This is a genomic window from Thalassospira profundimaris (assembly GCF_003326675.1).
GTDB classification, from domain to species: domain Bacteria; phylum Pseudomonadota; class Alphaproteobacteria; order Rhodospirillales; family Thalassospiraceae; genus Thalassospira; species Thalassospira aquimaris.
In genome coordinates this window covers 196,706-222,474 of the sequence record NZ_JPWF01000008.1, presented here as the reverse complement: position 1 = coordinate 222,474, position 25,769 = coordinate 196,706, and the positions used below count along the sequence as shown (strand labels likewise).

General features: G+C 53.7%; 22 protein-coding genes. All 22 read left to right on the top strand.

Annotation, left to right across the window (positions count from 1 at the left end):
• Positions 1 to 13 precede the first annotated feature (13 nt).
• The 22 genes from nuoG (at position 14) to frr (ending at position 25,769) form a co-directional block, all read left to right on the top strand.
• Positions 14 to 2,074, top strand: coding sequence for an NADH-quinone oxidoreductase subunit NuoG (gene nuoG / locus TH19_RS13795; protein ID WP_114102930.1), 2,061 nt, complete (start codon positions 14 to 16; stop codon positions 2,072 to 2,074).
• A gap of 86 nt (positions 2,075 to 2,160) precedes the next feature.
• A complete protein-coding gene (gene nuoH, locus TH19_RS13790; protein WP_114102929.1) occupies positions 2,161 to 3,174 on the top strand; it encodes an NADH-quinone oxidoreductase subunit NuoH in 1,014 nt (337 codons plus the stop codon).
• Between the two features lie 31 nt (positions 3,175 to 3,205).
• Entirely contained in the window at positions 3,206 to 3,694 is a 489-nt protein-coding gene (gene nuoI, locus TH19_RS13785; protein WP_068518918.1) for an NADH-quinone oxidoreductase subunit NuoI, read from the top strand.
• 83 nt (positions 3,695 to 3,777) lie between these two features.
• Positions 3,778 to 4,386, top strand: a complete 609-nt coding sequence (locus TH19_RS13780) for an NADH-quinone oxidoreductase subunit J (protein WP_114102928.1) — start codon at positions 3,778 to 3,780, stop codon at positions 4,384 to 4,386.
• The gene (nuoK, locus tag TH19_RS13775; RefSeq protein ID WP_007089416.1) at positions 4,386 to 4,694 is read left to right on the top strand and encodes an NADH-quinone oxidoreductase subunit NuoK; all 309 of its coding nucleotides are present in this window, start codon (positions 4,386 to 4,388) and stop codon (positions 4,692 to 4,694) included. The genes TH19_RS13780 and nuoK overlap by 1 nt, the downstream gene beginning before the upstream one ends.
• Positions 4,695 to 4,701: 7 nt before the next feature.
• Positions 4,702 to 6,705, top strand: a complete 2,004-nt coding sequence (nuoL, locus tag TH19_RS13770) for an NADH-quinone oxidoreductase subunit L (RefSeq protein ID WP_114102927.1) — start codon at positions 4,702 to 4,704, stop codon at positions 6,703 to 6,705.
• 6 nt (positions 6,706 to 6,711) lie between these two features.
• Positions 6,712 to 8,229 (top strand): NADH-quinone oxidoreductase subunit M, encoded by a 1,518-nt coding sequence (locus TH19_RS13765; RefSeq protein ID WP_114102926.1) that lies wholly within the window; start codon positions 6,712 to 6,714, stop codon positions 8,227 to 8,229.
• 11 nt (positions 8,230 to 8,240) lie between these two features.
• The gene (nuoN, locus tag TH19_RS13760) at positions 8,241 to 9,680 is read left to right on the top strand and encodes an NADH-quinone oxidoreductase subunit NuoN (RefSeq protein WP_404969486.1); all 1,440 of its coding nucleotides are present in this window, start codon (positions 8,241 to 8,243) and stop codon (positions 9,678 to 9,680) included.
• A 2-nt stretch (positions 9,681 to 9,682) separates the two neighbouring features.
• Positions 9,683 to 10,441: a biotin--[acetyl-CoA-carboxylase] ligase gene (locus tag TH19_RS13755; RefSeq protein WP_114102924.1), complete on the top strand. Its 759-nt coding sequence runs from the start codon at positions 9,683 to 9,685 to the stop codon at positions 10,439 to 10,441.
• Positions 10,442 to 10,484: 43 nt separating this feature from the next.
• Positions 10,485 to 11,276: a type III pantothenate kinase gene (locus TH19_RS13750; protein ID WP_114102923.1), complete on the top strand. Its 792-nt coding sequence runs from the start codon at positions 10,485 to 10,487 to the stop codon at positions 11,274 to 11,276.
• Positions 11,277 to 11,345: 69 nt separating this feature from the next.
• Positions 11,346 to 13,022 carry a ribonuclease J gene (locus TH19_RS13745; RefSeq protein ID WP_181846413.1) on the top strand — a complete coding sequence of 559 codons (1,677 nt, stop codon included), beginning with the start codon at positions 11,346 to 11,348 and terminating at the stop codon, positions 13,020 to 13,022.
• A gap of 411 nt (positions 13,023 to 13,433) precedes the next feature.
• Positions 13,434 to 13,838 carry a methylmalonyl-CoA epimerase gene (gene mce, locus TH19_RS13735; RefSeq protein ID WP_114102921.1) on the top strand — a complete coding sequence of 135 codons (405 nt, stop codon included), beginning with the start codon at positions 13,434 to 13,436 and terminating at the stop codon, positions 13,836 to 13,838.
• 69 nt (positions 13,839 to 13,907) lie between these two features.
• Complete coding sequence (locus TH19_RS13730; protein ID WP_114102920.1) at positions 13,908 to 14,147, top strand: DUF1467 family protein; 240 nt, start codon at positions 13,908 to 13,910, stop codon at positions 14,145 to 14,147.
• Between the two features lie 485 nt (positions 14,148 to 14,632).
• The gene (locus TH19_RS13725) at positions 14,633 to 15,118 is read left to right on the top strand and encodes a hypothetical protein (protein ID WP_258547961.1); all 486 of its coding nucleotides are present in this window, start codon (positions 14,633 to 14,635) and stop codon (positions 15,116 to 15,118) included.
• Positions 15,119 to 15,287: 169 nt separating this feature from the next.
• Complete coding sequence (gene proS / locus TH19_RS13720) at positions 15,288 to 16,607, top strand: proline--tRNA ligase (protein ID WP_114102918.1); 1,320 nt, start codon at positions 15,288 to 15,290, stop codon at positions 16,605 to 16,607.
• Positions 16,608 to 16,722: 115 nt separating this feature from the next.
• Positions 16,723 to 17,973, top strand: coding sequence for a lipoprotein-releasing ABC transporter permease subunit (locus TH19_RS13715; RefSeq protein ID WP_114102953.1), 1,251 nt, complete (start codon positions 16,723 to 16,725; stop codon positions 17,971 to 17,973).
• Positions 17,966 to 18,700 carry an ABC transporter ATP-binding protein gene (locus TH19_RS13710; protein WP_114102917.1) on the top strand — a complete coding sequence of 245 codons (735 nt, stop codon included), beginning with the start codon at positions 17,966 to 17,968 and terminating at the stop codon, positions 18,698 to 18,700. The genes TH19_RS13715 and TH19_RS13710 overlap by 8 nt, the downstream gene beginning before the upstream one ends.
• 99 nt (positions 18,701 to 18,799) lie before the next feature.
• Complete coding sequence (gene dnaE, locus TH19_RS13705) at positions 18,800 to 22,285, top strand: DNA polymerase III subunit alpha (protein ID WP_114102916.1); 3,486 nt, start codon at positions 18,800 to 18,802, stop codon at positions 22,283 to 22,285.
• Between the two features lie 231 nt (positions 22,286 to 22,516).
• On the top strand, positions 22,517 to 23,296 hold the full coding sequence (rpsB, locus tag TH19_RS13700; protein WP_114102915.1) for a 30S ribosomal protein S2: 780 nt from the start codon (positions 22,517 to 22,519) through the stop codon (positions 23,294 to 23,296).
• Between the two features lie 86 nt (positions 23,297 to 23,382).
• The gene (tsf, locus tag TH19_RS13695) at positions 23,383 to 24,306 is read left to right on the top strand and encodes a translation elongation factor Ts (RefSeq protein ID WP_114102914.1); all 924 of its coding nucleotides are present in this window, start codon (positions 23,383 to 23,385) and stop codon (positions 24,304 to 24,306) included.
• Positions 24,307 to 24,471: 165 nt separating this feature from the next.
• Positions 24,472 to 25,203, top strand: a complete 732-nt coding sequence (gene pyrH / locus TH19_RS13690) for a UMP kinase (protein ID WP_114102913.1) — start codon at positions 24,472 to 24,474, stop codon at positions 25,201 to 25,203.
• Positions 25,204 to 25,205: 2 nt separating this feature from the next.
• Positions 25,206 to 25,769, top strand: a complete 564-nt coding sequence (frr, locus tag TH19_RS13685; RefSeq protein WP_114102912.1) for a ribosome recycling factor — start codon at positions 25,206 to 25,208, stop codon at positions 25,767 to 25,769.

Sequence of the window (25,769 nt, the reverse complement as noted above, 5' to 3'; positions counted from 1 at the left end):
GAGGGATTGAGACATGCCGAAACTAACAGTTGACGGTATTGAAGTTGAAGTAGAAGCCGGGGCGACAGTCCTTCAGGCCTGTGAAGAGGCCGGTAAGGAAATCCCGCGTTTCTGCTATCACGAACGCCTGTCAATCGCCGGCAACTGCCGTATGTGCCTGGTTGAAATGGAACGCGCGCCCAAGCCGGTCGCGTCCTGTGCCATGCCTGCGGCAGATGGAATGGTGATCAAAACCGATTCCGATCTGGTCAAAAAAGCACGCAATGGCGTGATGGAATTCCTGCTGATCAACCATCCGCTGGATTGCCCGATTTGTGACCAGGGTGGTGAATGTGACCTTCAGGACCAGGCCATGGCCTATGGTTTTGACTCTTCACGTTACGCCGAGAAAAAGCGTGCAGTGAAAGACAAGGAACTGGGCCCGATCGTCAAAACGATCATGACCCGTTGCATTCACTGCACCCGTTGCGTTCGCTTCTCCGAGGAAGTCGCCGGTGTCGGCACCATGGGTGCTGTTTACCGTGGCGAGGACACCGAGGTCGGACCGTATATCGAAGCATCAATCAACTCCGAACTTTCGGGGAACCTGATTGATCTTTGCCCGGTCGGTGCCTTGACCTCCAAGCCGTATGCGTTCACTGCACGTCCTTGGGAACTGAAAAAGACCGATAGCATCGACGTCATGGATGCGGTTGGTTCGAATATCCGCATTGATGCCCGTACCGCCGAAGTTCTTCGTGTTCTTCCGCGTACGAACGAAGACATCAACGAAGAATGGATTTCGGATAAAACCCGTTACGCCATTGATGGCCTGAAGCGTCAGCGCCTTGACCGTCCGTATGTCCGTGTAAACGGCAAGCTTGCCCCGGCAAGCTGGGACGAGGCATTCGCTGCGATCAAGGCAAAGGTTTCCGGTCTGGATGGCAAAAAGATTGCCGCCCTTGCTGGTGACACGGTTGATTGCGAAGCAATGACCGCGCTCAAAGACCTGATGGGTAAATTGGGTTCCCCGAACCTTGATTGCCGTCAGGACGGTTCGAAGATCGGTGGCCCGCGTGGTTCCTATATCTTCAACAGCACGATTGCCGGTATTGACGAGGCAGATGCCTGCCTGATCGTCGGTGCAAACATCCGTGCCGAAGCGCCGATCATCAATTCCCGCCTGCGCAAGCGCTGGCGTTCGACGGCTGGTGATTTCAAAGTTGGCATCATCGGCGAAAAATGGGATCCGACCTACAAGAACGATTATCTTGGTGCAGGCCCGGACACCCTTTCTGAAATTCTTGAAGGCAAGAACGATTTCGCCAAGGTTCTCGAAGCCGCCGAAAAGCCGATGATCATCGTCGGAATGGGCGCGCTGAACCGTGAAGATGGCGACGCCGTTCTGGCAGCTACCCGCGCGATTGCCGAGAAATTCGGCATGCTTTCCGGTGAATGGAACGGTTTCAACGTTCTGCACACCGCAGCATCGCGTGTTGGCGGCCTTGATCTGGGCTTTGTCCCGGGTGAGGGCGGTCTTGCAACCAATGACATCCTTGATGCCGCTGCCAAAGGCGACGTCGAAGTTGTCTATCTTCTTGGTGCAGACGAAGTCGATATGAGCAAACTGGAAAAGGCATTTGTCATTTACCAGGGTGCCATGGGTGATGCCGGTGCACAGGCGGCAGACATTATTCTGCCGGGTGCTGCCTATACCGAAAAGAACGGCACGTATGTCAACACCGAAGGCCGCGCCCAGCAGGGCTGGCGTGCGATCTTCCCGGTTGGTGACGCGCGTGAGGACTGGGCAATTGTTCGCGCACTTTCGGGTGCCCTTGACCAGACCCTGCCGTACAACAACATCGATGCTGTTCGTGCCCGCATGGTGGAAATCAGCCCGACCTTCGCGTCGCTGAACGTTCCGTCCAAGGCAGAATGGACCGATTTCGGTAAAGCAGGTGAAATGAAATCGGAAGGTTTCGTATCGCCGGTTCGCAATTTCTATATGACCGACCCGATCAGCCGTGCATCGGTAACGATGGCCAAATGTACTGAGGCCTTTGTTAAGGATGCGGCTGCCGAGAAGGTTGCCTGAGTAAGATGGGCGGCGTTCACGCGTCGCCCGTCCCGCTAGGGGGTGTCCCAATTCTGGGACGAAACGCAAAAGATACGGTTTGACCGATGGAACTTCTTTGGGACGGATATATTGAACCGCTAGTCTGGATCGTCGCCAAAATTTTGGCGATTGTGGTCCCGCTACTGGTCGCTGTCGCCTATCTGACCTACGCCGAGCGTAAGGTCATCGGTGCTATTCAGCTCCGTAAAGGCCCGAACGTTGTGGGGCCGTTCGGCCTTCTGCAGCCGCTCGCTGATGGTCTGAAGCTGTTTCTGAAAGAAACAATCATTCCGAGCAGCGCGAACAAGGGCGTGTTTATCATCGCCCCGATGCTGACTTTCATTCTGGCAATCATCGCCTGGGCGGTTATCCCGTTCGACGAAGGCATGGTTCTGGCAGATTTGAACGTTGGTATCCTTTATATCTTCGCGATTTCTTCGCTGGGTGTTTACGGCATCGTGATGGCCGGTTGGGCATCGAACTCCAAATACGCATTCCTTGGCGCGCTGCGTTCCGGCGCGCAGATGGTTTCGTACGAGATTTCGATTGGCCTGATCATCATTTCGGTTCTGTTGACCACCGGTTCCTTGAACCTGAGCGACATCGTCCGCGGCCAGACCGGCGGCATGTGGGAGTGGAACTTTGTTTATCACTTCCCGATGTTCATCATCTTCATCGTGTCCATCCTGGCAGAAACCAACCGCGCACCGTTTGACCTTCCTGAAGCGGAAGCAGAACTGGTTTCGGGTTACAACGTCGATTATTCGGCAATGACCTTTGCGCTGTTCTTCCTGGGTGAATACGCGAACATGATCCTGATGAGTGGCCTTTGCGCCATTCTGTTCCTGGGTGGCTGGAGCGCGCCGTTGCCGTTCCTTGAATTCATCCCGGGGGCGATCTGGTTCATTCTGAAGATCTGTTTCGTTCTGTTCATCTTCCTGTGGGTCCGTGCAACCTTCCCGCGTTACCGTTATGACCAACTGATGCGTCTGGGCTGGAAAATCTTCCTGCCGCTGTCTTTCGCATGGGTCATGCTGGTTGCCACGTTCCTCGTTGTTTTTGACAAGGTCCCGGCCTGATCGCCGCGCATCGGAAAGAGAGAGGTAAACGATGTCATTTATTGATCGGACGGCCCGGAGCTTCCTGCTCGCGGAACTCGTATCGGGTATGGCGCTCACCTTGAAATACATGTTCAAGCCGAAAGTGACGCTGAACTACCCGTATGAAAAAGGCCCGCTGAGCCCGCGTTTCCGTGGTGAGCACGCACTGCGCCGTTACCCGAACGGGGAAGAGCGTTGCATTGCATGTAAACTTTGCGAAGCAATCTGCCCGGCACAGGCCATTACCATCGAAGTAGAGCCGCGTGACGATGGTTCGCGTCGTACAACCCGCTACGACATTGATATGACGAAATGCATCTATTGTGGTTTCTGCGAAGAAGCCTGCCCGGTAGATGCCATCGTCGAAGGTCCGAACTTCGAGTTCGCAACCGAAAACCGCGAGGAGCTGTTCTATGACAAGGACAAGCTGCTGGCAAACGGCGAGCGCTGGGAAGCCGAGCTTGCTGCACGATTGGAGGCAGACGCACCTTATCGGTAAGTGTCGCGTCTGATCGTTAGAAAGAGAGTTCATGGGCCGTTGTCAGCCAGTAGGGCGGCAACGGTTCGCCAAGGGGGTACCTTATGGTCGTACAGGCTTTGGCTTTTTACCTGTTTGCTACCGTCGCGGTCCTGTCCGCGACTGCGGTTGTGACCGTTCGCAACCCGGTGCATTCGGTACTGTTGCTGATCTTGACATTCTTTAACGCAGCCGGACTTTTCGTCCTGCTGGGTGCCGAGTTTCTCGCCATGCTGCTCGTCGTCGTTTATGTCGGCGCCGTTGCAGTCCTGTTCTTGTTCGTCGTGATGATGCTGGACATCAACTTTGTTGAAATGCGCCAGGGTTTCCTGAACTACTTGCCGATCGGGGTTCTGATAGCAGTGGTTCTGTTCGTCGAGCTGGCACTGGTTGGCGCTGGTTGGACGCTGACGGACGGGGCGGTCGCAGTTCTTGCGCAGCCGACACCGGCGGGCCTGACCAACGTCGAAGCACTCGGTCAACTGATCTACACCGATTACGCATACATCTTCCAGGCGGCTGGTCTGGTTCTGCTTGTTGCGATGATTGGCGCAATTGTCCTGACGCTGCGTCACCGTGAAGGTGTCCGCCGTCAGAAAATCTCCGAGCAGGTCAAGCGTAACCGCGCTGATACGCTTGAAGTCAAAAAAGTTCCGGTCGGAAGGGGGATCTGATGGAAATCGGTCTTGCACATTATCTGACCGTCGCGGCGATCCTTTTCACACTCGGGATCTTCGGCATCTTCATGAACCGCAAGAACGTCATCATCATCATGATGTCGATCGAGCTGATGCTGCTGGCGGTCAATATCAATCTGGTCGCGTTCTCGTCGTTCCTCGGCGACCTCGTTGGACAGGTTTTCACCATCTTCGTTCTGACGGTTGCTGCGGCTGAAGCGGCAATTGGTCTGGCGATCCTGGTCGTCTATTTCCGTAACCGCGGCACCATCGCGGTTGAAGACATCAACATGATGAAGGGGTAAGGCAGATATGTATCCGTTGATTGTATTCCTGCCCCTGATCGCGGCAGCCATTGCCGGGACCATCACGCTGGTCGGCGCCATGTCGACCGCGAAAGATGCCCCGCATGACGCGCATGGTCATCACCATCATGGTGTTTCTTCGGCCGATCGCGTGGCACAGCTTGTCACCGTTGCCGGTGTTGTTATTGCCTTCATCATTTCGATCTTTGCCTTTGTGGATGTCGCACTTGGCGGCAACCCGCAGACGATCGAACTGTTCACCTGGATTTCTTCGGGCAGCTTCGACGCATCCTGGGCCCTGCGTATTGATACGCTGACCTGTGTGATGCTGATCGTTGTGACCGGCGTGTCCTCGATGGTGCATATCTATTCCATCGGTTATATGTCGCATGACCCGGACAAGCCGCGCTTCATGGCGTATCTGAGCCTGTTCACCTTTGCGATGTTGATGCTGATTACTGCTGACAACCTGATCCAGCTGTTCTTTGGCTGGGAGGGCGTTGGTCTTGCATCCTACCTTCTGATCGGTTTCTGGTATTCCAAACCGTCTGCGTCGGCTGCTGCGATCAAGGCTTTCGTCGTCAACCGTGTTGGTGACTTTGGTTTCGCACTTGGTATCTTTGCCGTCTATGTGCTGTTTGACAGCGTTCAGTTCGACGTCATCTTTGGCAATGCCGAAGAAGTTGCCGGTACGACGCTGATGTTCCTGGGCCATGAATTCTCGGCTCTGGAAATTACCTGCTTCCTGCTGTTCATCGGCGCGATGGGTAAATCGGCACAGCTTGGTCTGCACACCTGGCTTCCGGACGCAATGGAAGGCCCGACCCCGGTTTCCGCACTTATTCACGCGGCAACCATGGTGACGGCCGGTGTATTCATGGTCGCGCGTCTGTCGCCGATCTTTGAATATGCCGAAACCACCCTGATGATCATCACCATCGTTGGTGCGACCACAGCGTTCTTTGCTGCGACCGTTGGCTGCGTACAGAACGACATCAAGCGCGTGATTGCATATTCGACCTGTTCGCAGCTCGGTTATATGTTCTTTGCTTGCGGCGTGTCGGCTTATTCGGCTGGTGTTTTCCATCTGATGACGCACGGCTTCTTCAAGGCGCTTCTGTTCCTTGGTGCCGGTTCTGTCATCCACGCGATGTCTGATGAACAGGACATGCGCAAGATGGGCGGTATCTGGAAAATGGTTCCGCTGACCTTCGCTGTGATGATGGTTGGTACGCTTGCCATTACCGGCTTCCCGGGGCTTGCCGGCTTCTATTCCAAAGACCTTGTGATCGAAAGTGCATATGCGGCACATACCGGTGTTGGTCTTTATGCCTTCTGGGCTGGTATCCTTGCTGCTTTGATGACCTCGTTCTATAGCTGGCGTCTGGTGTTCATGACCTTCTTCGGCACTCCGCGTGCTGATGAACGTACCATGGCACATGTTCATGAAAGCCCGGCTGTCATGACCGGTCCGCTGCTGTTCCTGACCGTTGGTGCGATCTTTGCCGGCTGGTTTGCAAAAGACTGGTTCGGTGGTGGCGACTACGAGGAAATGCTTGCGTTCTGGAATGGTGCCCTGTTCATGGCCGAAGGCCACCTTGCGCTCGAGCATGCACACCATGTTCCGGGTTGGGTGAAGCTGGCACCGTTTGTTGCCATGGTTACCGGCTTTGTGATCGCGCTTGTGATGTACAAACTGGTTCCGTCGCTTCCGCGCACTCTGGCGAACACCTTCAACGGTGTGTATCGCTTCGCGCTGAACAAATGGTACTTTGACGAACTCTATGACAAGATTTTCGTGAAACCGGCCTTCGCACTTGGCTATGGCTTCTGGAAATCGGGTGATGGTGCCATCATTGATGGTTGTGGCCCGGATGGTGTTGCTGCGGCTTGCCGTAACATTGCCCGCCGTGTCAGCGCCATTCAGAGTGGTTTCGTCTATCACTATGCATTTGCGATGCTGATCGGTATTGCAGCGCTGGTCTCCTACACAATTTGGAAGATGGGTTAACGGGCGATGAGTGATTGGCCAATTCTTTCGATCGTCACCTTCTTGCCGCTGGTCGGTGCAGCCTTGCTGCTCCTGATCAATGGTGAGGAGGCGACTGTTGCCCGCAATTCCCGCTGGGTTGCGCTTTGGACCTCGGGGTTCACCTTCCTCGTTTCCTTGATGTTGTGGGTGAACTTTGATGCAACGACCGCAGATTTCCAGTTCGTCGAACAGGCGGACTGGATGCCGGGTCTGAACATTTCCTATCACATGGGCGTTGACGGAATTTCGGTTCTGTTCGTTCTGCTTGCGACATTCCTGACGCCGATTTGTATTCTTTCGGCATGGGAAGCAATCCAGAAGCGCGTGAAGGAATACATGATCGCCTTCCTCGTTCTTGAAACGATGATGGTCGGTATGTTCAGCGCGCTTGACGGTCTGCTGTTCTATCTCTTCTTCGAAGGCGTCCTGATCCCGATGTTTATCATCATCGGTGTCTGGGGCGGTCAGCGTCGTGTCTATGCGGCATTCAAGCTGTTCCTTTATACGCTTCTTGGCTCGGTCCTGATGCTGGTTGCGCTGCTGGCGATGTATTTCGACGCAGGCACGACCGACATTCCGACCCTGATGGAGCACGGGTTCAGCTATAATATGCAGCTTTGGCTGTGGCTGGCGTTCTTCGCATCCTTCGCGGTTAAGGTTCCTATGTGGCCGGTTCATACCTGGCTTCCGGATGCCCACGTTGAAGCACCGACTGCCGGTTCTGTTATTCTGGCTGGCGTTCTTCTGAAAATGGGTGGTTACGGTTTCCTGCGTTTCTCGCTGCCGATGATGCCGCTGGCATCTGAAACCTTCGCGCCGCTCGTCTTCACGCTGTCGATTGTTGCAATCATCTATACCTCGCTGGTCGCACTGGCCCAGCAGGACATGAAAAAGCTGATTGCATATTCGTCGGTCGCCCATATGGGTATCGTGACCATCGGTGCATTCACCTTTAACCAGCATGGTATCGAAGGTTCGATCTTCCAGATGCTCAGCCACGGTGTGGTTTCGGGCGCGCTCTTCCTTTGCGTTGGCGTTGTCTATGACCGCATCCATACCCGTGAAATTGACGCTTATGGCGGTCTTGTTCACCGTATGCCGAGCTATGCATTGATCTTCATGTTCTTCACCATGGCGTCTGTCGGTCTTCCGGGGACGGGTGGCTTTGTTGGCGAAATCCTGGCACTGCTGGGTGCGTTCGAAGCGAACACCTGGGTTGCATTCTTTGCTGCAACCGGTCTGATCCTTGGGGCGGCTTATGCGCTGTATCTCTATCGCCGGATTATTTTCGGGGCACTCACCAAAGAGAACCTGAAAACCATCCTCGATCTGAGCCCGCGTGAATGGCTGATCTTTGCGCCGCTGGTGGTCATCGTTCTGTGGATGGGGGTCTATCCGGTCTCCTTCCTCGACATCATGCATGTTTCGGTTGAAAACCTCGTCAACCAGGTCGAAACGGCACAGGCTGCAGCGGCACACGCCGCCCAGCTGGCCGCGAATTGAGGGGAATGAACATGGGAGTTTCTATGCTCAACCTCGGGGCCGCACTGCCCGAAATCTTTATGGCAGTTTCTGCCTTGGCGCTGTTGATGCTTGGGGTTTTCGCCGGCAAGGACAAAGCGTTCCGTACTGTTTCCTGGCTGGCCGTTGCTGTTCAGCTTGTCGCCATCATTCTGGTGGTGACGGGCGAGGGTGGCACCGCGTTCTTTGGCCAGTTCAGTGCTGATGCCTTTGCCAAGTTCTGCAAAGTCATGATCCTGATCGGTTCTGCAACCGGCATCATCATGGCGATGAATTTCGCCGAGCGTGAAAATATGGCACGTTTCGAGTTCCCGATCCTGATCACCCTTGCCACGCTTGGCATGATGGCGATGGTATCGGCGACCGACATGTTGTCGCTGTATCTTGGTCTCGAACTTCAGTCGCTTGCACTTTATGTTGTTGCTGCAATTCGCCGTGACACCGTGCGTTCGACGGAATCCGGCCTGAAATACTTCATCCTTGGTTCGATCGCGTCGGGCATCCTGCTGTATGGCATGTCGATGGTTTACGGTTTCACCGGCACCACCAACTTTGCCACCCTTGCAGATGTTCTTACCGCCGGTAACCTGCCGGTTGGTGCGATGGTCGGCATGGCCTTCATCTTTGCAGGTCTTTGCTTCAAGGTTTCCGCTGTTCCGTTCCATATGTGGACCCCGGACGTTTATGAAGGTGCGCCGACCCCGGTCACGTCCTTCTTTGCGGTTGCTCCGAAGATTGCCGGTCTTGCATTGTTCATCCGTGTCGCAATCGGCCCGTTTGGTGGTGTTGTCGAAGACTGGCAGCAGATCATCGTTCTGATTTCGATCCTGTCGATGGCACTTGGTTCGTTCGCGGCCCTCCGTCAGGAAAACATCAAACGTCTGATGGCTTATTCGTCCATTGGTCACGTTGGTTTCGCGCTTGTCGGTCTGGCAGCAGGCACCAAGGACGGCGTCACCGGTATTCTGGTTTATCTTGGCATTTACCTTGTCATGAACCTGGGCACCTTTGCCGTTATCCTGTGCATGCGTCGCAATGACCGTATGGCCGAAGAGATCACCGATCTTGCCGGTCTTGCCAAAACCAAGCCGCTGATGGCTGCGATTACCGCGATCCTGATGTTCTCGATGGCAGGTATTCCGCCGCTGGCTGGCTTCTTTGGCAAGTTCTATGTCTTCAAGGCGGCTGTCGATGCCGGTCTTGTGACGCTTGCTGTTATCGGTCTCGTGACCTCGGTTGTCAGTGCGTACTACTATCTGCGCATCATCAAGGTCATGTATTTCGACGAGCCGGTTGAAGGGTTTGATCGCAATGGTACCGAGATGAATGTCATTATGGCGGTTGCCACTGTCATCATCCTGGCCTTTGTCTTCTTCCCGAACCTTTTGATGGACAGCGCGGCTGCGGCTGCGGCGTCCCTGTTCGGAATGTAAGTATGACAGCGCGAACGATCCGTCTTCCCGAAGGTTTTTACCTTCACGAAATGGAAGCGATCGACAGCACAAATGAAGAGGCCAAGCGCCTCGCAGACAAGGGCGCCCAGAGTGGCGCCCTTGTTCTAGCAAGAACACAAACATCGGGTCGCGGTCGTCGCGGCCGTGCCTGGTCTTCGCCGGTCGGCAATCTTTATTCTTCCTTGCTATTACGCCCGACTTGTTCGCTAGCTGACGCCGCAAGACTGACTTTTCTGATTGCGGTCACCATGGCCGAGGCTGTCGAACTGGTTACCGGCAATCAGGTGCGCCCGGACTGCAAATGGCCCAATGATCTGATGGTCAATGGCCGCAAGATTTGCGGTATCCTGCTTGAAAGTGCATCCAACAGCCGATCTGCCACCGATTACCTTGTGATCGGGGCAGGGGTGAATGTTGCCTTTTTCCCTGATGATTCCGAACGGCCTGCGACATCATTGGCAGCCCTTGGGGCGCCGGTGTCGGTTGATGATCTTGTATCGGCCTATGTCGGGCGTGTGGCCCACTGGTTGCCGATCTGGGAGCGTGACGGGTTCGCCCCGGTTCGCGATGCCTGGCTGTTGCGTGGATACGGGATTGGCAAGCCGGTTGTGGCGCGATTGACGGAACGCGAACTTTCGGGAACTTTCGTCGGACTTGATGATGATGGTTCACTTGTCCTAAGAGAAGACAACGGTAACGAACACCGTATCGGAGCAGGCGAAGTTTTCTTTGCTGCCTGATCCCAGTGATTACCTTGCGATATAGCGGAGGCCTGTAAGCATCATGTTGCTTGCGATTGACGCCGGAAATACCAACATCGTCTTTGCCGTTTTTGATGGCGATACCATCAAGGGGCAGTGGCGCTGTTCAACCACCACCGAACGTACCGCCGACGAGCTTGGCGTATGGCTGCATCATCTGTTTACGCTTGCCGGTGTACCGGCAGACGCGATTTCAGGTGCTATCATCGCCACGGTGGTTCCCGCCGCGGAATTCAGCCTTAAGACCCTGTGCCGTCGTTATTTCAATGTCGAGCCGATGGTGGTTGGCGATCCGGCTGTTGATCTTGACATGAAAATCATCATGGACCGTCCCAGCGAAGTCGGTGCCGACCGTCTGGTGAATGCCGTGGCCGCCCATGAATTGTTTGGCGGACCGCTGGTGGTTCTTGATTTCGGAACAGCGACGACCTTTGATGTGGTGGATGGCAACGGTGATTATCTGGGCGGTGTAATTGCGCCCGGTGTGAACCTGTCGATCAAGGCATTGCATATGGCAGCAGCCCAGTTGCCGATGGTGGCGATTGAAGCGCCGCGTAATATCATCGGGAAAAACACGGTCGAAGCCATGCAGTCCGGTGTTTACTGGGGCTATGTATCAATGATCGAGGGATTGCTGGCCCGTATTCGCCAACAGCAGAACTTTGAACAAATCAAGGTCGTGGCGACCGGTGGGCTTGCACCATTGTTTGCAAAGGCTGTAGATGAAATTGAACATTTGCATGGCGATCTGACCATGCTTGGTCTGTTGATGATCTATCGTCGTAACAGCAACAAGACCGAAAAACAGGCCTGATTGGGCTTGCGCCGGGGCGGGGATGTTCCCGTACCTGATCTGAGTGCCGAAAATAAAGGGATACCGTCCGTGGATTTGTATTTGCCAAAAGACGAAGTGTTGTTCGTGCCGCTGGGCGGTTCCGGCGAAATCGGCATGAACATGAACCTTTATGGCTACGATGATCAGTGGCTGATGGTTGATATGGGCGTGTCCTTTGGCGAGGAAGGGCTGCCCGGCGTTGATGTGGTCATGCCCGACCCGTCCTTTATCGAGGAGCGCAAGGACAAACTTCTTGGTCTTGTCCTGACCCATGCGCATGAAGATCACCTTGGCGCTGTGCCGTATTTGTGGCCGCGGTTGAAATGTCCGATTTATGCAACGCCGTTTGCCGCCGAATTCCTTAAGGCCAAATTGTCGGAAACCGATTTTGCCGATCAGGTGCCGATCCATGTGATCGAGCTTGGTGGACGGTTCAAGCTGGGTTGTTTTGATATCGAATTTGTCACCATGACCCATTCGATCCTGGAGCCGAATGCACTTGCTATTCGTACGCCCAAAGGATTGATCGTTCACACCGGTGACTGGAAATTTGATCCCGATCCGCAGATCGGCGAAGCATCGGATGTCAAAAAGCTCGAAGCGCTTGGCGACGAAGGCGTCATGGCACTAGTCTGTGATTCCACCAATGTCTTTTCCGAAGGCAAAACCGGATCAGAAGGCGAAGTCGCCAAGAACCTTGCCACCTTGTTTGCAGAACATCCGCAGGGGCGCATTGCCGTTGCCTGCTTTGCCACCAACGTTGCCCGTGTTCAGTCGGTGATCGAGGCCGCCCATGAAAATGGTCGTTGTGTCGGTTTGGCCGGGCGTTCCCTGAACCGTGTGACCGAGGCCGCGCGCGAAGTTGGTTATCTGACCGGATATCCGAACCTTTTGACCGACGAAGAGGCAATGGAAGTTCCCAAAGATCAGGTGTTGCTGATCTGTACAGGTTCACAGGGCGAACCGCGTGCGGCATTGTCGCGCATTGCCAAGGGGGATCACCCGACGGTCGAACTGGCATCGGGTGATACTGTTGTATTCTCGGCCCGCGAAATTCCGGGCAATGAAAAGGCGATTGGCTATATCCAGAACCTTTTGATCCGTCGCGGGATCAAGGTCATTACCGCACGCGATGAGCCAATCCACGTTTCGGGCCATCCGGGTCGTGAAGACCTGACACGGATGTATCAACTGACCCGCCCGCAAATTCTTGTGCCGGTGCATGGTGAAACTCGCCATCTGTGTGAACAGGCCGCACTGGGTGCCGAATGCCAGATCCCCGAACAGGTTATTCCCCATGATGGAACTGTCATTCGTCTGTCACCGGGCGAGGCGCATGTAATTGGTGTTGCCGATGCCGGGGTGCTTGCCCTTGATGGCGGTCGGTTGCTCAAACGTGATGCCGATACCATCCGTAACCGTAACCGGATTGTCTGGAACGGTGTCATGTTCGTTACCGTGGTTCTGAACCAGTTTGGTGAAATGGTGAATGAACCAATGATCACCGCACCAAGCCTGTTTGATGAACCCGATGACCAGTTGCGTCTGGACCATTTTGCGGCCGAGATCGGCAACCGCGTTGATCAGCTTAATGATGACGAGGTTCTTGACGATGCAGCTGTCATCCTTGCCATTCGTCAGGCATTGCGCCGCCCGGTGCGTCAGCGCCTTGGCAAACGTCCGTTGATTGAAGTCCATCTGGTACGTGTCAACGAAAAGGGCTGATCAGCAGGCTGATTGCGACCCAGATCACATCATTCTGGACCCGATGCGATAATTAGCCCGTTCGACGAAATGGGGAATTGTCTTTTGATGTTCAGCTATCCTAGGGTCAGGACCTATTAATTTGATTGGAATGGCAGAGTTTATCTTTGCGAAATCCAAGGAAAATCCCGCCGGGCGGGTTGGTATCCCGCACAAGGGGTTTGACGCCGGAGTTTGCAAAGATAAACTCTGTCCTTCGGATCGCTCAGATTTGCACGGGCTACGTTGTCGCAAAACCTTGAAAGATGCATATCTTCCGGCAGTTTTGCTTCGCGTATCCGCACAAATCTGAGCGACCATTCGAACCAAATTAATAGGTTCTGACCCTAGTTTGTCGGTGATCGGGCAGATCACATATGCAGGAGCAAGACCATGATTGGACGGCTGAACCATGTCGCCATTGCCGTACCGGACCTTGAGGCAGGCATCGCGCAGTATCGCGATGTGCTTGGTGCCAAAGTATCCGAGCCACAGGACGAACCCGATCACGGCGTAACCGTCGTCTTTGTCGAATTGCCCAATACCAAGATCGAGTTGCTTTATCCACTGGGTGAAAATTCGCCGATCAATGGGTTCCTTGAAAAGAACGCATCGGGCGGTATTCATCATGTCTGCTACGAGGTTGATGACATTCTGGCCGCACGCGACAAGCTTCTGGCAAGTGGCGCACGGGTTCTGGGGGATGGGGAACCGAAAATCGGAGCCCATGGAAAGCCCGTTCTGTTCCTGCATCCAAAGGATTTCAACGGCACCTTGGTTGAGCTTGAACAAGTCTGATCAAAACTGACCGGGCAGGGCGTGTAAAGGTACCTTGCTAAATGCGCACCACCACAAGAAGAGAATTGCATGAACTGGTTTTCGGGTACTCTGGTCTATATCGTCATCTGGTGGCTGGTTTTGTTTATGGTTCTGCCATTCGGTGTAAAGCGCACCGAAAATGTCGAACCGGGTCATGACAGCGGTGCGCCCGAAAAAGCCCATATGTGGAAAAAGGTTCTGGCAACCAGCATCATTTCGGCAATTCTTTGGCTGGTGGCGGTGTTTGTCATTACCAGTGGCATGATTGAGGTTCGCCCGCCGCAATAATCGGTGGGCAAAAGCCAACCAAACAGAAAACCCCGCGACATATGTGGCGGGGTTTTGTCATTTCGGGCATCTGAACTTATCAGGGCAGGGACAGGCAAAAAAAAAAGCAAGATCACAAGGATCTTGCTTAGATGCTATTTTAATAGCTGTTTTCCCGTAATCTTTTTATGCTTCCTCCTAAGACCTGGGCTTCTTGGCACAGGTTTTATTTCGACGTCGCGCCTGCTTCTTGTATGCTTATTGGCAACAAAGCCTCCCGCAATTTTATGAGCGGCTGCGATACGCCTTCCGCAACGATCTTGCGTCGAAAGCGGAGGACTAAAAAGCCACATGTTTCAGTTTTATGCAAGCTGTTTTGACCAAACTTCACAAATGTTTCGATGCTGCATTGCACACAGATAGGGTGAAACTAAGAGATGTATAATATTCCATTGGTCGAACCTATTTTAACCCGTGGTTCAAGTCATAAAATCAGACTATTAGCCATGGTTGCTGCGGGAATTCTGGTCAGCTCGGCGTCGTCAGTCATGGCACAGGCCGAATCCCCGTTCCCGTCCGCACAGGATGCCCCGGCCACGGGGGGCGGCGATGCTGCGACGGCGGTGCCAGAAAATGCTGCGCCAAAAATTACGGTCACCCAGTCAGCCTGCAAGGCGCTGGTAAAGCACGTTCCTGATGCCGATGTCGCCTATCAACCCGGTGTTGATGTGCATGGTAACAAGGTGGTAGGGGCCGATTTAAACGGGGGAAGCAACATTTTGCAGTCCTTGCCAAAGGAAATCGAATTCCCGGTGACAATTGACTTCTTTGAATATAGTGGCATTGCGGTTCCCGATGGGGTGAGCGGTGAACAATCGGTCGGCAAGATTTCCTATCGCAATGGCCGGGTTTACTTCAATGATCAGCCCTTGGGCGATGATGCCGCCAGCGATGAATTGATTGCGGCCTGTCGTGAAGCAGGTTTTCGATAAGCGCTAAACAGTGGTGATTTGCACCATCGTAGTTTTGCCATCATTGGAAACTAATCACTTCTGGCGCATATAACCGAAGTTCCGGCTTGCGTTTCGGGCTGCGCTGTCGCATTTTCCGGGCAAGGTATTCAACACCCACATATTCAGATTTGATCATCACGAGGCATTGATGCGTCTTTCCCAGTTCTTTCTGCCGACCCTGAAGGAAACCCCGTCAGAAGCACAGATTGCTTCTCACCGTTTGATGCTGCGCGCCGGTATGGTTCGCCAGCTCACGGCAGGGATTTATTCATGGCTGCCGCTTGGTTACCGTGTTCTTAAAAAGATCGAGCAGATCGTTCGTGAAGAACAGGACGCCGTTGGCTGCAACGAATTGCTGATGCCGACCATCCAGCCGGCCGAGCTGTGGCAGGAAAGCGGCCGTTATGATGATTATGGTCTGGAGATGCTGCGCATCACCGACCGTCATGACCGCAAGATGCTTTTCGGTCCGACCAACGAAGAAGCCATTACCGACATCTTCCGCAAGGATGTTCGTTCCTACAAACAGCTGCCGCAGCTGATGTACCATATTCAGTGGAAATTCCGCGACGAGATCCGCCCGCGCTTTGGCGTGATGCGTGGCCGTGAATTCCTGATGAAGGACGCCTATTCGTTCGATATCGATTACGAAAGCTCGCGTCATGCCTATAACAAGATGTTTCTGGCCTATTGCCGGACCTTTACCCGTCTTGGTGTAAAGGCCATCCCGATGGTGGCTGATACCGGCCCGATTGGCGGTGATCTGAGCCACGAATTCATCATTCTGGCCGATACTGGCGAAAGTGAAGTCTTCTGCGACAAGAAGTGGCTTGAAAAGGACCTAAGCGGCCAGGGCGTTGACCTGAATGATCGTACGGCGCTTGAAAACTGGGTGCAGGGCACGCTTGTTGACTATGCCGCGACCGAAGAAAAGCACGATGCGGATAACAGCCCGATCTCTGGCGATGACCTGATCGCGACGCGCGGTATTGAAGTTGGTCATATTTTCCACTTCGGCACCAAATATTCTGCGCCGATGGGCGCGACGGTTCTTGGCCCGGATGGCAAGGAAGTCCCGGTCATGATGGGTTCCTACGGCATTGGTGTTTCGCGCCTTGTCGGTGCCCTGATCGAAGCATCGCACGATGAAAACGGCATTGTCTGGCCGGATGCGGTTGCACCTTACAAGGTTGGTTTGATCAACCTGCGTACTGGCGATGATGAATGTGATGCGGCATGCGAAGATGCCTATGCCAAATTGCATAATGCCGGGATCGAGGTTCTGTATGATGATCGTGATATCCGTGCGGGTGGCAAATTCGCCGATATGGACCTGATTGGTCTGCCGTGGCAGATCGTGATCGGTCCGAAGGGCCTGAAAAACGGTGTGGTTGAACTGAAAAATCGCAGAACCGGCGAAAAGACAGAAGTCACTTTCGAAGCTGCTCTGAACCAGATCAGCGCCTGATCGACCTGATTGAAACGGGGCAGCTTTTGCTGCCCTGTTGCCATTTCCGGATATGAATATAACGCGTTATATTCTGTTCCGTTTCCTGACCAGCTTCCACAAGGATAGATTGCCCATGTTCAGTCCGTTCGAACGTATGGTGGCCTTTCGCTACCTGCGTCCACGTCGGCAGGAAGGCTTTGTTTCCGTCATCGCCATCTTCTCGTTGCTTGGCATCATGCTTGGCGTTGCGACACTGATTATTGTCATGTCGGTGATGAACGGTTTCCGTGCCGAACTGCTTGGCCGCATCTTGGGCCTGAACGGGCATATTTCTGTCTATGCACAGGGCAATGGCGGGATTGGTGATTACGCCAAAATTGAAAAGCAGATCGCCGAGAACGGCAATGTCATGCTGACCGTTCCTGTCGTTGAAGGTCAGGTGATGGCCTCCAAGAACGGTCGTGCGACCGGTGCGATTGTTCGCGGGATGCGCCCCGAAGATGTCAAAAAACGCAAAACGATTGCCGATAACATCGTTTTTGGCTCGCTTGATGACTTCAAGGGGGATGACACGGTGATCATGGGCGCGCGTCTGGCTATGAAGCTTGGCGTTGGTGTTGGTGATACGGTCAACCTGATTTCGCCCAAGGGTAATGTCACCGCATTTGGGGCTGTGCCGCGTGTGCGGGCCTATACGGTTGCCGGTCTGTTTGACATTGGCATGTATGAATATGACAGCGGCTTTATCTTTATGCCGCTTTCGGCTGCACAGGTTTATTTCCGCCTGCCCGAACAGATCACGCATTTCGAAGTGATGCTTGATGATATCTCGACCCTTGACGATACGATGGATCAGTTGCTGACCACCCTTGCCGGAGAACGGCTGCGACTGGTGAACTGGCAGCAATCAAATGCCGGTTTCTTCAACGCGCTTCAGGTCGAACGTAATGTGATGTTCCTGATCCTGACCCTGATCATTCTGGTGGCGGCATTCAACATTATTTCCGGCATGGTGATGCTGGTTAAGGACAAGGGACGCGATATCGCCATTCTGCGCACGATGGGGGCAACACGCCGATCCATCATGAAGGTGTTTTTCCTGGCCGGTGCATCCATTGGTGTATTGGGTACATTAAGCGGCCTGATTATCGGGGTTCTGTTCTGTCTGAATATCGAAAATATCCGTCAGTTTATCCAAAGCCTGACCGGAACCGATCTGTTTAACGCCGAGATTTACTTCCTGTCGCAATTGCCTGCCGACATGGATGTCAGCGAAGTTGTGATGGTCTGTGTGATGTCTCTGACGCTGTCCTTCCTGGCAACGGTGTATCCGGCATGGCGGGCTTCGCGCCTCGACCCGGTGGAGGCCCTTCGTTATGAGTGATATGGTCAAAACCACGGCCGAGCAGCGGTCGCGCAATGTTGTCCTGCGCCTTGAAAAGATTGATCGCATTTTCAATCAGGGCCCGGATCAGCTTGAAATTCTGAAATCGGTTGATCTTGAAATTCATCAGGGCGAAATCGTTGCCCTTGTCGGCCCGTCCGGTGCCGGTAAATCAACTCTGCTTCAGATTGCCGGTCTTTTGGAAAAGCCCGATGGCGGTTTGGTATCGATTGGTGGTAAACGCAGCACCGATCTGTCCGATCTGGCGCGGACTGAAATGCGTCGGAACCATATCGGGTTCGTTTATCAGTATCACCATTTGCTGCCGGAATTTTCCGCACTGGAAAATGTCGTTATGCCGCAAATGATCAATGGCCTGAAACGATCCCAAGCAGAAGAACGCGCGCTTGAATTGTTGCGCTGTCTTGGTTTGGAAAAGCGTGCGGATCATCGTCCAGCCCGTTTGTCGGGTGGGGAACAGCAACGTGTGGCGATTGCCCGTGCGCTGGCCAATGTGCCGGACGTCCTGTTTGCCGATGAACCGACCGGAAACCTTGATCCACAGACCGCGGATACGGTGTTTGGCATGTTGATGACATTGGTGCGTGAAACCGGTCTGGCGTCGCTGATTGCGACCCATAACCCGGAACTGGCACGCCAGATGGACCGGGTTGTGACCCTGCGTGATGGTCAATTGATCGAACTTGATCCCGCCGAACTTTCCTAAGCGGTCAAAATTCTTTAAGCTGATTGACGGCGTCGCTTTGCTTTTGCCCAAAGTGACGCCGTACCTGCCTTTTGTCTTATTTTCCGGGGTTTAACTACGATGGAAAACGGTTTCGTCCATCTTCGTGTTCACACCAACTATTCGCTTGCCGAAGGTGCCATCACGACGAAGGAGCTCGCCAAACTTTGTGCAGCTGATGGCCAGCCGGCCGTTGCGATGACCGATACCGACAATATGTTTGGTGCCCTTGATTTCGCAGGCGCACTCAGTGGCGGCGGGGTGCAGCCGATCCTTGGTGTCCAGATGGGGGTCGAGCGGTTTGGTGACAAACCAGCCGCGGGCAAGGTTGCTCGTGAACCGATGCCGGATCGACTGGTGCTGATTGCGCAGAACAAGGAAGGTTATTTCAACCTTCTTAAAATTGTGTCGCGCGCCCACATGACGTCCGAAGCCGGTAGCGAACCCAAGGCCCTTTACGATCACATTCGTAAATACTCCGAACATGTCATTTGCCTGACAGGTGGCCCGACCGGGCCGCTGGCGCGGCTTTTGGCCGAAGAACAGGTTGATAAGGTCGAGGCGTGCCTGGCGCAGCTCAAAGATATCTTTGGTGACCGGCTTTATATCGAATTGCAGCGCCACGGCGAAGAACTTGAAGATCAGGTCGAACCGGGCCTGATCAAGCTGGCCTATGATCACAACGTGCCGTTGGTTGCGACCAATAACTGCTATTTCCCGTCTGTCGACATGTACGAAGCTCACGATGTTTTCATCTGTATCGGGCAGGGGGCGGTTGTTGGTCAGGAAGGCCGCTGGAAACTGACACCGGATCATAGGTTCAAAACTGCCGCAGAAATGCGTGATCTGTTTGCTGATATCCCGGAGGCTTGCGACAACACGCTTCTGATCGCAAAGCGCTGTTCCTGGCATGTTGAAAAGATCGATCCGATCCTGCCGCCTTTTGATTGCGGCGAAGGCCGTACCGAGGTCGATGAACTACGCCACATGTCCGAAGAAGGCCTTAAAGGTCGTCTGGAAAAATACGTCTATACCGAAGACATGTCGGACGCCGACAAAGAAGAAGTCGCAAAACCCTACTGGGAACGCCTTGATTATGAACTTGGCATCATCAACCAGATGGGCTTTCCGGGTTACTTCCTGATCGTTGCCGACTTTATCCAGTGGGCAAAGGATCATGGTATTCCGGTTGGACCGGGGCGTGGTTCTGGTGCAGGTTCGCTTGTGGCTTATGCGCTGCTCATTACTGACCTTGACCCGCTGCGTTTCTCGTTGCTGTTCGAACGTTTCCTTAACCCGGAACGTGTGTCCATGCCTGACTTTGACGTCGACTTTTGTCAGGATCGGCGTGGCGAAGTTATCGAATATGTTCAAAAGAAATACGGCCACGACCGCGTTGCCCAGATTATTACTTTTGGTAAGTTACAGGCAAAGGCGGCCGTACGTGACGTTGGCCGTGTTCTGAGCATCCCGTATGGTTATGTCGATAAAATCTGTAAAATGATTCCGGGTGATCCGGCCAAACCGATTCCGCTTAAGGAAGGGATCGACATGGAACCGGATCTGCGACGCATTGCGCGCGAAGACCCCGATATTGATCGACTGCTTTCGATCGCGATGCAGATCGAGGGGCTTTATCGTAACTCCTCGACCCACGCGGCCGGGGTGGTGATCGGTGACCGCGATCTTGATGCGCTGGTTCCGCTTTACCGTGATCCACGCTCTGACATGCCGGTAACCCAGTTCAACATGAAGTTTGTTGAAAATGCCGGTCTGGTGAAGTTTGACTTCCTTGGTCTTAAGACGCTGACGGTGATCATCGAAGCCGTGCGGTTGATGTTGCAGCGTAAAGACGTCCCGCAAAACTTTGATATCAGTGCAATTCCGCTTGACGATCGTGTGGCGTTCAAACTGCTTTCGGCGGCCGAAACCGTCGGCGTGTTCCAGCTTGAATCCCAGGGGATGCAGGATGTTTTGCGCGGCCTGAAGCCTGATACCCTTGAAGATATTATCGCTGTCGTGGCGCTGTATCGTCCGGGGCCGATGGATAACATCCCGCACTACATCGCACGTAAGCATGGTCAGGAAGAACCTGATTACATGCACCCGATGTTGCAGCCGATCCTCGAAGAAACCTATGGCATCATGATCTATCAGGAACAGGTCATGCAGCTTGCCCAGCTTATGGCGGGATATTCGCTTGGCGGCGCTGACTTGCTGCGCCGTGCGATGGGTAAAAAGATCGCCGAGGAGATGGAAAAGCAGCGCGGGCTGTTTGTTGATGGCTCCGAACAAAATGGCGTTGATCGCGGTCAGGCATCTGACATTTTCGATCAGGTGGCAAAGTTCGCGTCGTACGGTTTTAACAAATCCCACGCGGCGGCTTATGCGCTGGTGGCCTATCAGACGGCATATCTCAAGGCGAACTATCCGGTCGAATTCATGGCCGCCTTGATGACGCTTGATATGCACAACACCGAAAAACTTGCGGTGTTCAAGCAGGAAGTCGAGCGCCTTGAGATCGAAATCCTGCCGCCATGTGTGAATAACTCGGAAGTGGCATTCTCGGTCGAAAATCACGACGGTGTTCGCAAAATCCGTTATGCGCTGGCGGCTGTTCGAAATGTCGGTGACGCCGCGATGGAAAGTCTGGTGGCCGAACGCGAAGCCAACGGACCGTTCAAGGATATAACCGATTTTGCATCACGTATTGATAGCCGTGCAGTAAACAAGCGTTTGCTTGAAAACCTTGTGCGGGCGGGGGCGCTTGATTGCCTGACTGAAAACCGCAAGGTCATGTTTGAAAATGTCGATAAGGTTATTGCGGTCGCCCAGCGTGAAATGCAGGCCCGCAATGATGACCAGATTTCGATGTTTGGTGACAGCAGCGGCTTTGGCAAGGACAAGATCCGGTTGCCGGAAGACCGCGACTGGGTGCCGATGGAAAAACTGACCGAGGAATTCTCGGCCATTGGTTTTTATCTTTCGGCCCATCCACTTGATACATTCGGCAAAAGCATTCAGCGGATCGGGATCGCACCGATCAAGGAACTGCCGGCTCGTATGCGTGCCCAGAACAAGGGCGCCATTCGTCTTGCCGGAACGCTGATCAACGCCCGCGAGATGATCTCTAAAAAGAACGGGTCAAAATTCGCCTTTGTCATGTTCTCTGATCCGACCGGCAGCTTCGAAGTTGCGTTCTGGGCAGAGGCATGGGCGGCCTACAAGGAGATCATCAATGCCGGGCGTCCGGTCTTGCTGGTGGTGGCAGCCGAAATGCGTGATGGCCAACTGCGTATTCAGGGTCAGCGGGTCGAGGATTTGGAACAGGCTGTTGCCGGTGCCGCGGAAGGCATCCGCATTCGCCTGAACCGTCCCGATCCTGTGGCGGAAATCCGCGGACTTCTTGAAGGTGCGGGCAAGGGACGGGGGCTTGTGACCCTTTCATCTGTCTGTGATGACGGGCGCATGGCCGAGATCGAGCTTGATGACAAGTTCAAGGTTGGTCCGTCCCTGATTGGGGCAATTGGCGCAATTCCGGGTGTGGAATTTGCCGAAGAAATCTGACCTTTCATCGGCGATTGCAAAAGTGATTGCCTGAAAGCTTTCCAGATCGCGCAGAAATGCGTACTTTAGGGGTTGCATTCTTTGCCGGACGGGATTAAAACCCGCCCCGAACATCGCACGCGGAAGAGCGGCGACTGCCGTCATATGGCAACTCGTCCATCCGGTGTTTCATGCATGAGGCATGAAATTCCCTTTCGCGGAGGTATTAACCGGAAAAAGGTAGGAACTATTATGGCATTGCCAACCTTTACCATGCGCCAGCTCATGGAAGCTGGTGTCCACTTTGGTCACCACACCCGCCGTTGGAACCCGAAGATGAAAAAATTCATCTTTGGTGCACGTAACGACATTCACATCCTGAACCTGCAGGAAACCGTTCCGATGCTGCATCGCGCGATGCAGGCTGTTCGCGACGTAACTGCTTCTGGTGGTCGTGTTCTCTTCGTCGGTACCAAGCGTCAGGCTTCCCCGATCATCGCAGACGCTGCAAAGCGTTGCGGCCAGTACTATGTAAACCATCGCTGGCTCGGCGGCATGCTGACCAACTGGAACACCGTTTCCAACTCGATCAAGCGCCTTAAAGAACAGGAAGAGATCCTGTCTTCTGGTGCAGAAGGTCTGACCAAAAAAGAAATCCTGAACCTGACCCGTTCGCGCGACAAGCTTGAGCGCGCGCTTGGCGGTATCAAGGACATGGGTGGTCTGCCGGACATCATCGTCGTGGTTGACACCAACAAAGAATCTCTTGCTATCCAGGATGCAAAAAACCTGAACATTCCGGTCGTTGCGATCCTTGACTCCAACTCTGATCCGGCAAACGTTCAGTTCCCGGTTCCGGGTAACGACGATGCGATCCGTGCGATCCAGCTGTATTGCGACCTGTTTGTCGGTTCTGTTCTGGATGGTATCCAGGAAGAAATGACTGCTTCTGGCGCAGATCTCGGCGAAGCGGAAGAAGTTCCGGCCGAGGCAGCTGCTGCTGTTGAAGCTGCAGAAGAAGCTTCCGCATAAGTTTCATTTTGTACCTGATGAAACGGCGGCTAACATGCCGCCGTTTTGTTAGGTGTTCACCTGATCGCGTAATAGGGGCTTAAAAAATGGCTATTACCGCTGCTCTCGTTAAAGAGCTTCGCGAAACCACCGGCGCTGGCATGATGGATTGCAAAAAGGCGCTGTCTGAAACCGATGGTAACCTTGAAGCAGCTGTTGACTGGCTTCGTACCAAAGGTCTTGCTGCTGCTGCCAAGAAAGCTGGCCGTGTTGCTGCCGAAGGTCTGGTTGGTGTTGCTGTTAACGGTACTTCCGGTGCTGTTGTAGAACTCAACTCCGAAACCGACTTCGTTTCGCGTAACGAAGACTTCCAGAAGTTCGTTGCAGAGATCGCAACCCAGGCAGTTGCTGCCAATGGCGATATCGATGCACTGAAAGCTGCTGCTTTCCCGGGCACTTCGCGTAATGTTGAAGAGCAGGTTACCCACATGATCGCCACCATCGGCGAAAACATGTCCCTGCGTCGTTCGGCTGGTCTGTCGGTCGAAAACGGTGTGGTTGCTTCTTACATCCACTCCGCGATTGCTGCGAACCTCGGCAAAATCGGCGTTCTGGTTGCTCTGGAATCCGAAGCTGATGCCGCTGTTCTCGAAGGCCTTGGCAAACAGATTGCTATGCACATTGCTGCAACCAACCCGGCTTCGGCAACGGTTGACGATCTGGATCCGGAATTGGTCGAGCGCGAAAAAGCAGTTCTGACCGACCAGGCGAAAGAATCGGGCCGTCCGCTCGAAATCATCGAAAAGATGATCGAAGGTCGTATCCGTAAATATTACGAACAGGTTGTTCTGGTTGAACAGACCTTCGTTATTGACGGTGAAACCAAAGTCAAAGACGTGATTGCGAATGCTGCTAAAGAAGCTGGCAAGCCGATCACCCTTAAGGGCTTTGTTCGCTTCGAACTCGGTGATGGCATCGAGAAAGAAGAGAAAGACTTCGCAGCTGAAGTTGCAGAACAGCTGAACAAATAAAACATCTGTTCGGAATGGTGCGTTTGCCATCATTTCGTGTATGATCCAGACCGGCGAGGTCGGCAGCGCATATCCGCCCTGTTACTCGCCGGTCTTTTTATATCTGAATTCTGCATTTCCCGATCCGGGCAATGCGTTACATCGGCATTTAAGAGGCATTGAGATATGGCAGAAACCGGCCAACTGAAATTTCGCCGCGTTCTTCTTAAGCTCTCGGGTGAAGGGCTTTTAGGGAAACAGCAATACGGGATTGATCCCGAAACGGTTGACCAGATTGCCAGTGAAATCAAAGTCGTTCATGACATGGGTGCCGAAGTTTGCGTGGTCATTGGCGGCGGGAACATTTTCCGCGGTGTCAAAGGTGCCTCGCAAGGTATGGAACGTGCAACTGCCGACTATATGGGTATGCTTGCTACCATCATGAATGCGCTCGCCGTTCAGAACGCGCTTGAGCGCCACGGGGTTCAGACCCGTGTACAGTCCGCGATCCCGATGTCTTCGGTCTGTGAACCCTATATCCGCCGCCGCGCCGTACGTCATATGGAAAAGGGCCGGGTAGTTATCTTTGCTGCCGGTACTGGCAACCCGTTCTTTACCACTGATACGGCTGCTGCGTTGCGCGCTGTTGAAATGGGCTGTGATGCACTGCTTAAAGGGACGCAGGTTGACGGTGTTTATACCGCAGATCCGAAAACCGATCCGACGGCTGTGCGTTATGATACACTGACCTATATGGAAGTTTTGGCTAAAGATTTGCGTGTCATGGACGCATCGGCTATTTCTTTGGCCCGTGAAAATGATATTCCGGTTATTGTGTTTTCTTTGCATAATCCGGGTGCCTTTGCAGACGTTGTTACTGCAAAGGGGACGTTTACGATTATTTCGAATGGAGACTGAACGTGTCTGACGTTGCTGGCCTAAAAAAGGACCTGTCCCGCCGTATGGAAGGGGCTGTCGAAGTATTGCACAAGGAATTCACCGGTCTGCGGACCGGGCGCGCCAGTGTGAGCCTTCTTGAGCCGGTCATGGTTGAAGCCTATGGCGTGCCGACCCCGCTTAACCAGGTGGCATCTGTCAGCGTTCCCGAAGCGCGTATGCTTTCGGTTCAGGTCTGGGACAAGTCGATGGTCAAGTCCGTCGAAAAAGCCATTCGTGATTCGGGTCTCGGTCTTAACCCTGCCGCGGACGGCACGCTTGTTCGTGTGCCGATTCCTGCACTGAACGAAGAACGTCGTGCGGAACTTTCCAAAGTTGCCGGTAAATATGCCGAGCAAGCGAAAGTTTCGGTACGTAACGTTCGTCGTGATGGCATGGATCAGCTGAAGAAGTGGGAAAAAGACAGCGAGATTTCCAAAGACGAAATGCACAGCGAAGAAAAAGAGATCCAGAAACTGACCGACAAGGTCATTGCGGATATCGATGAGACGCTTGCGCATAAAGAACAGGAAATCATGCAAGTCTGA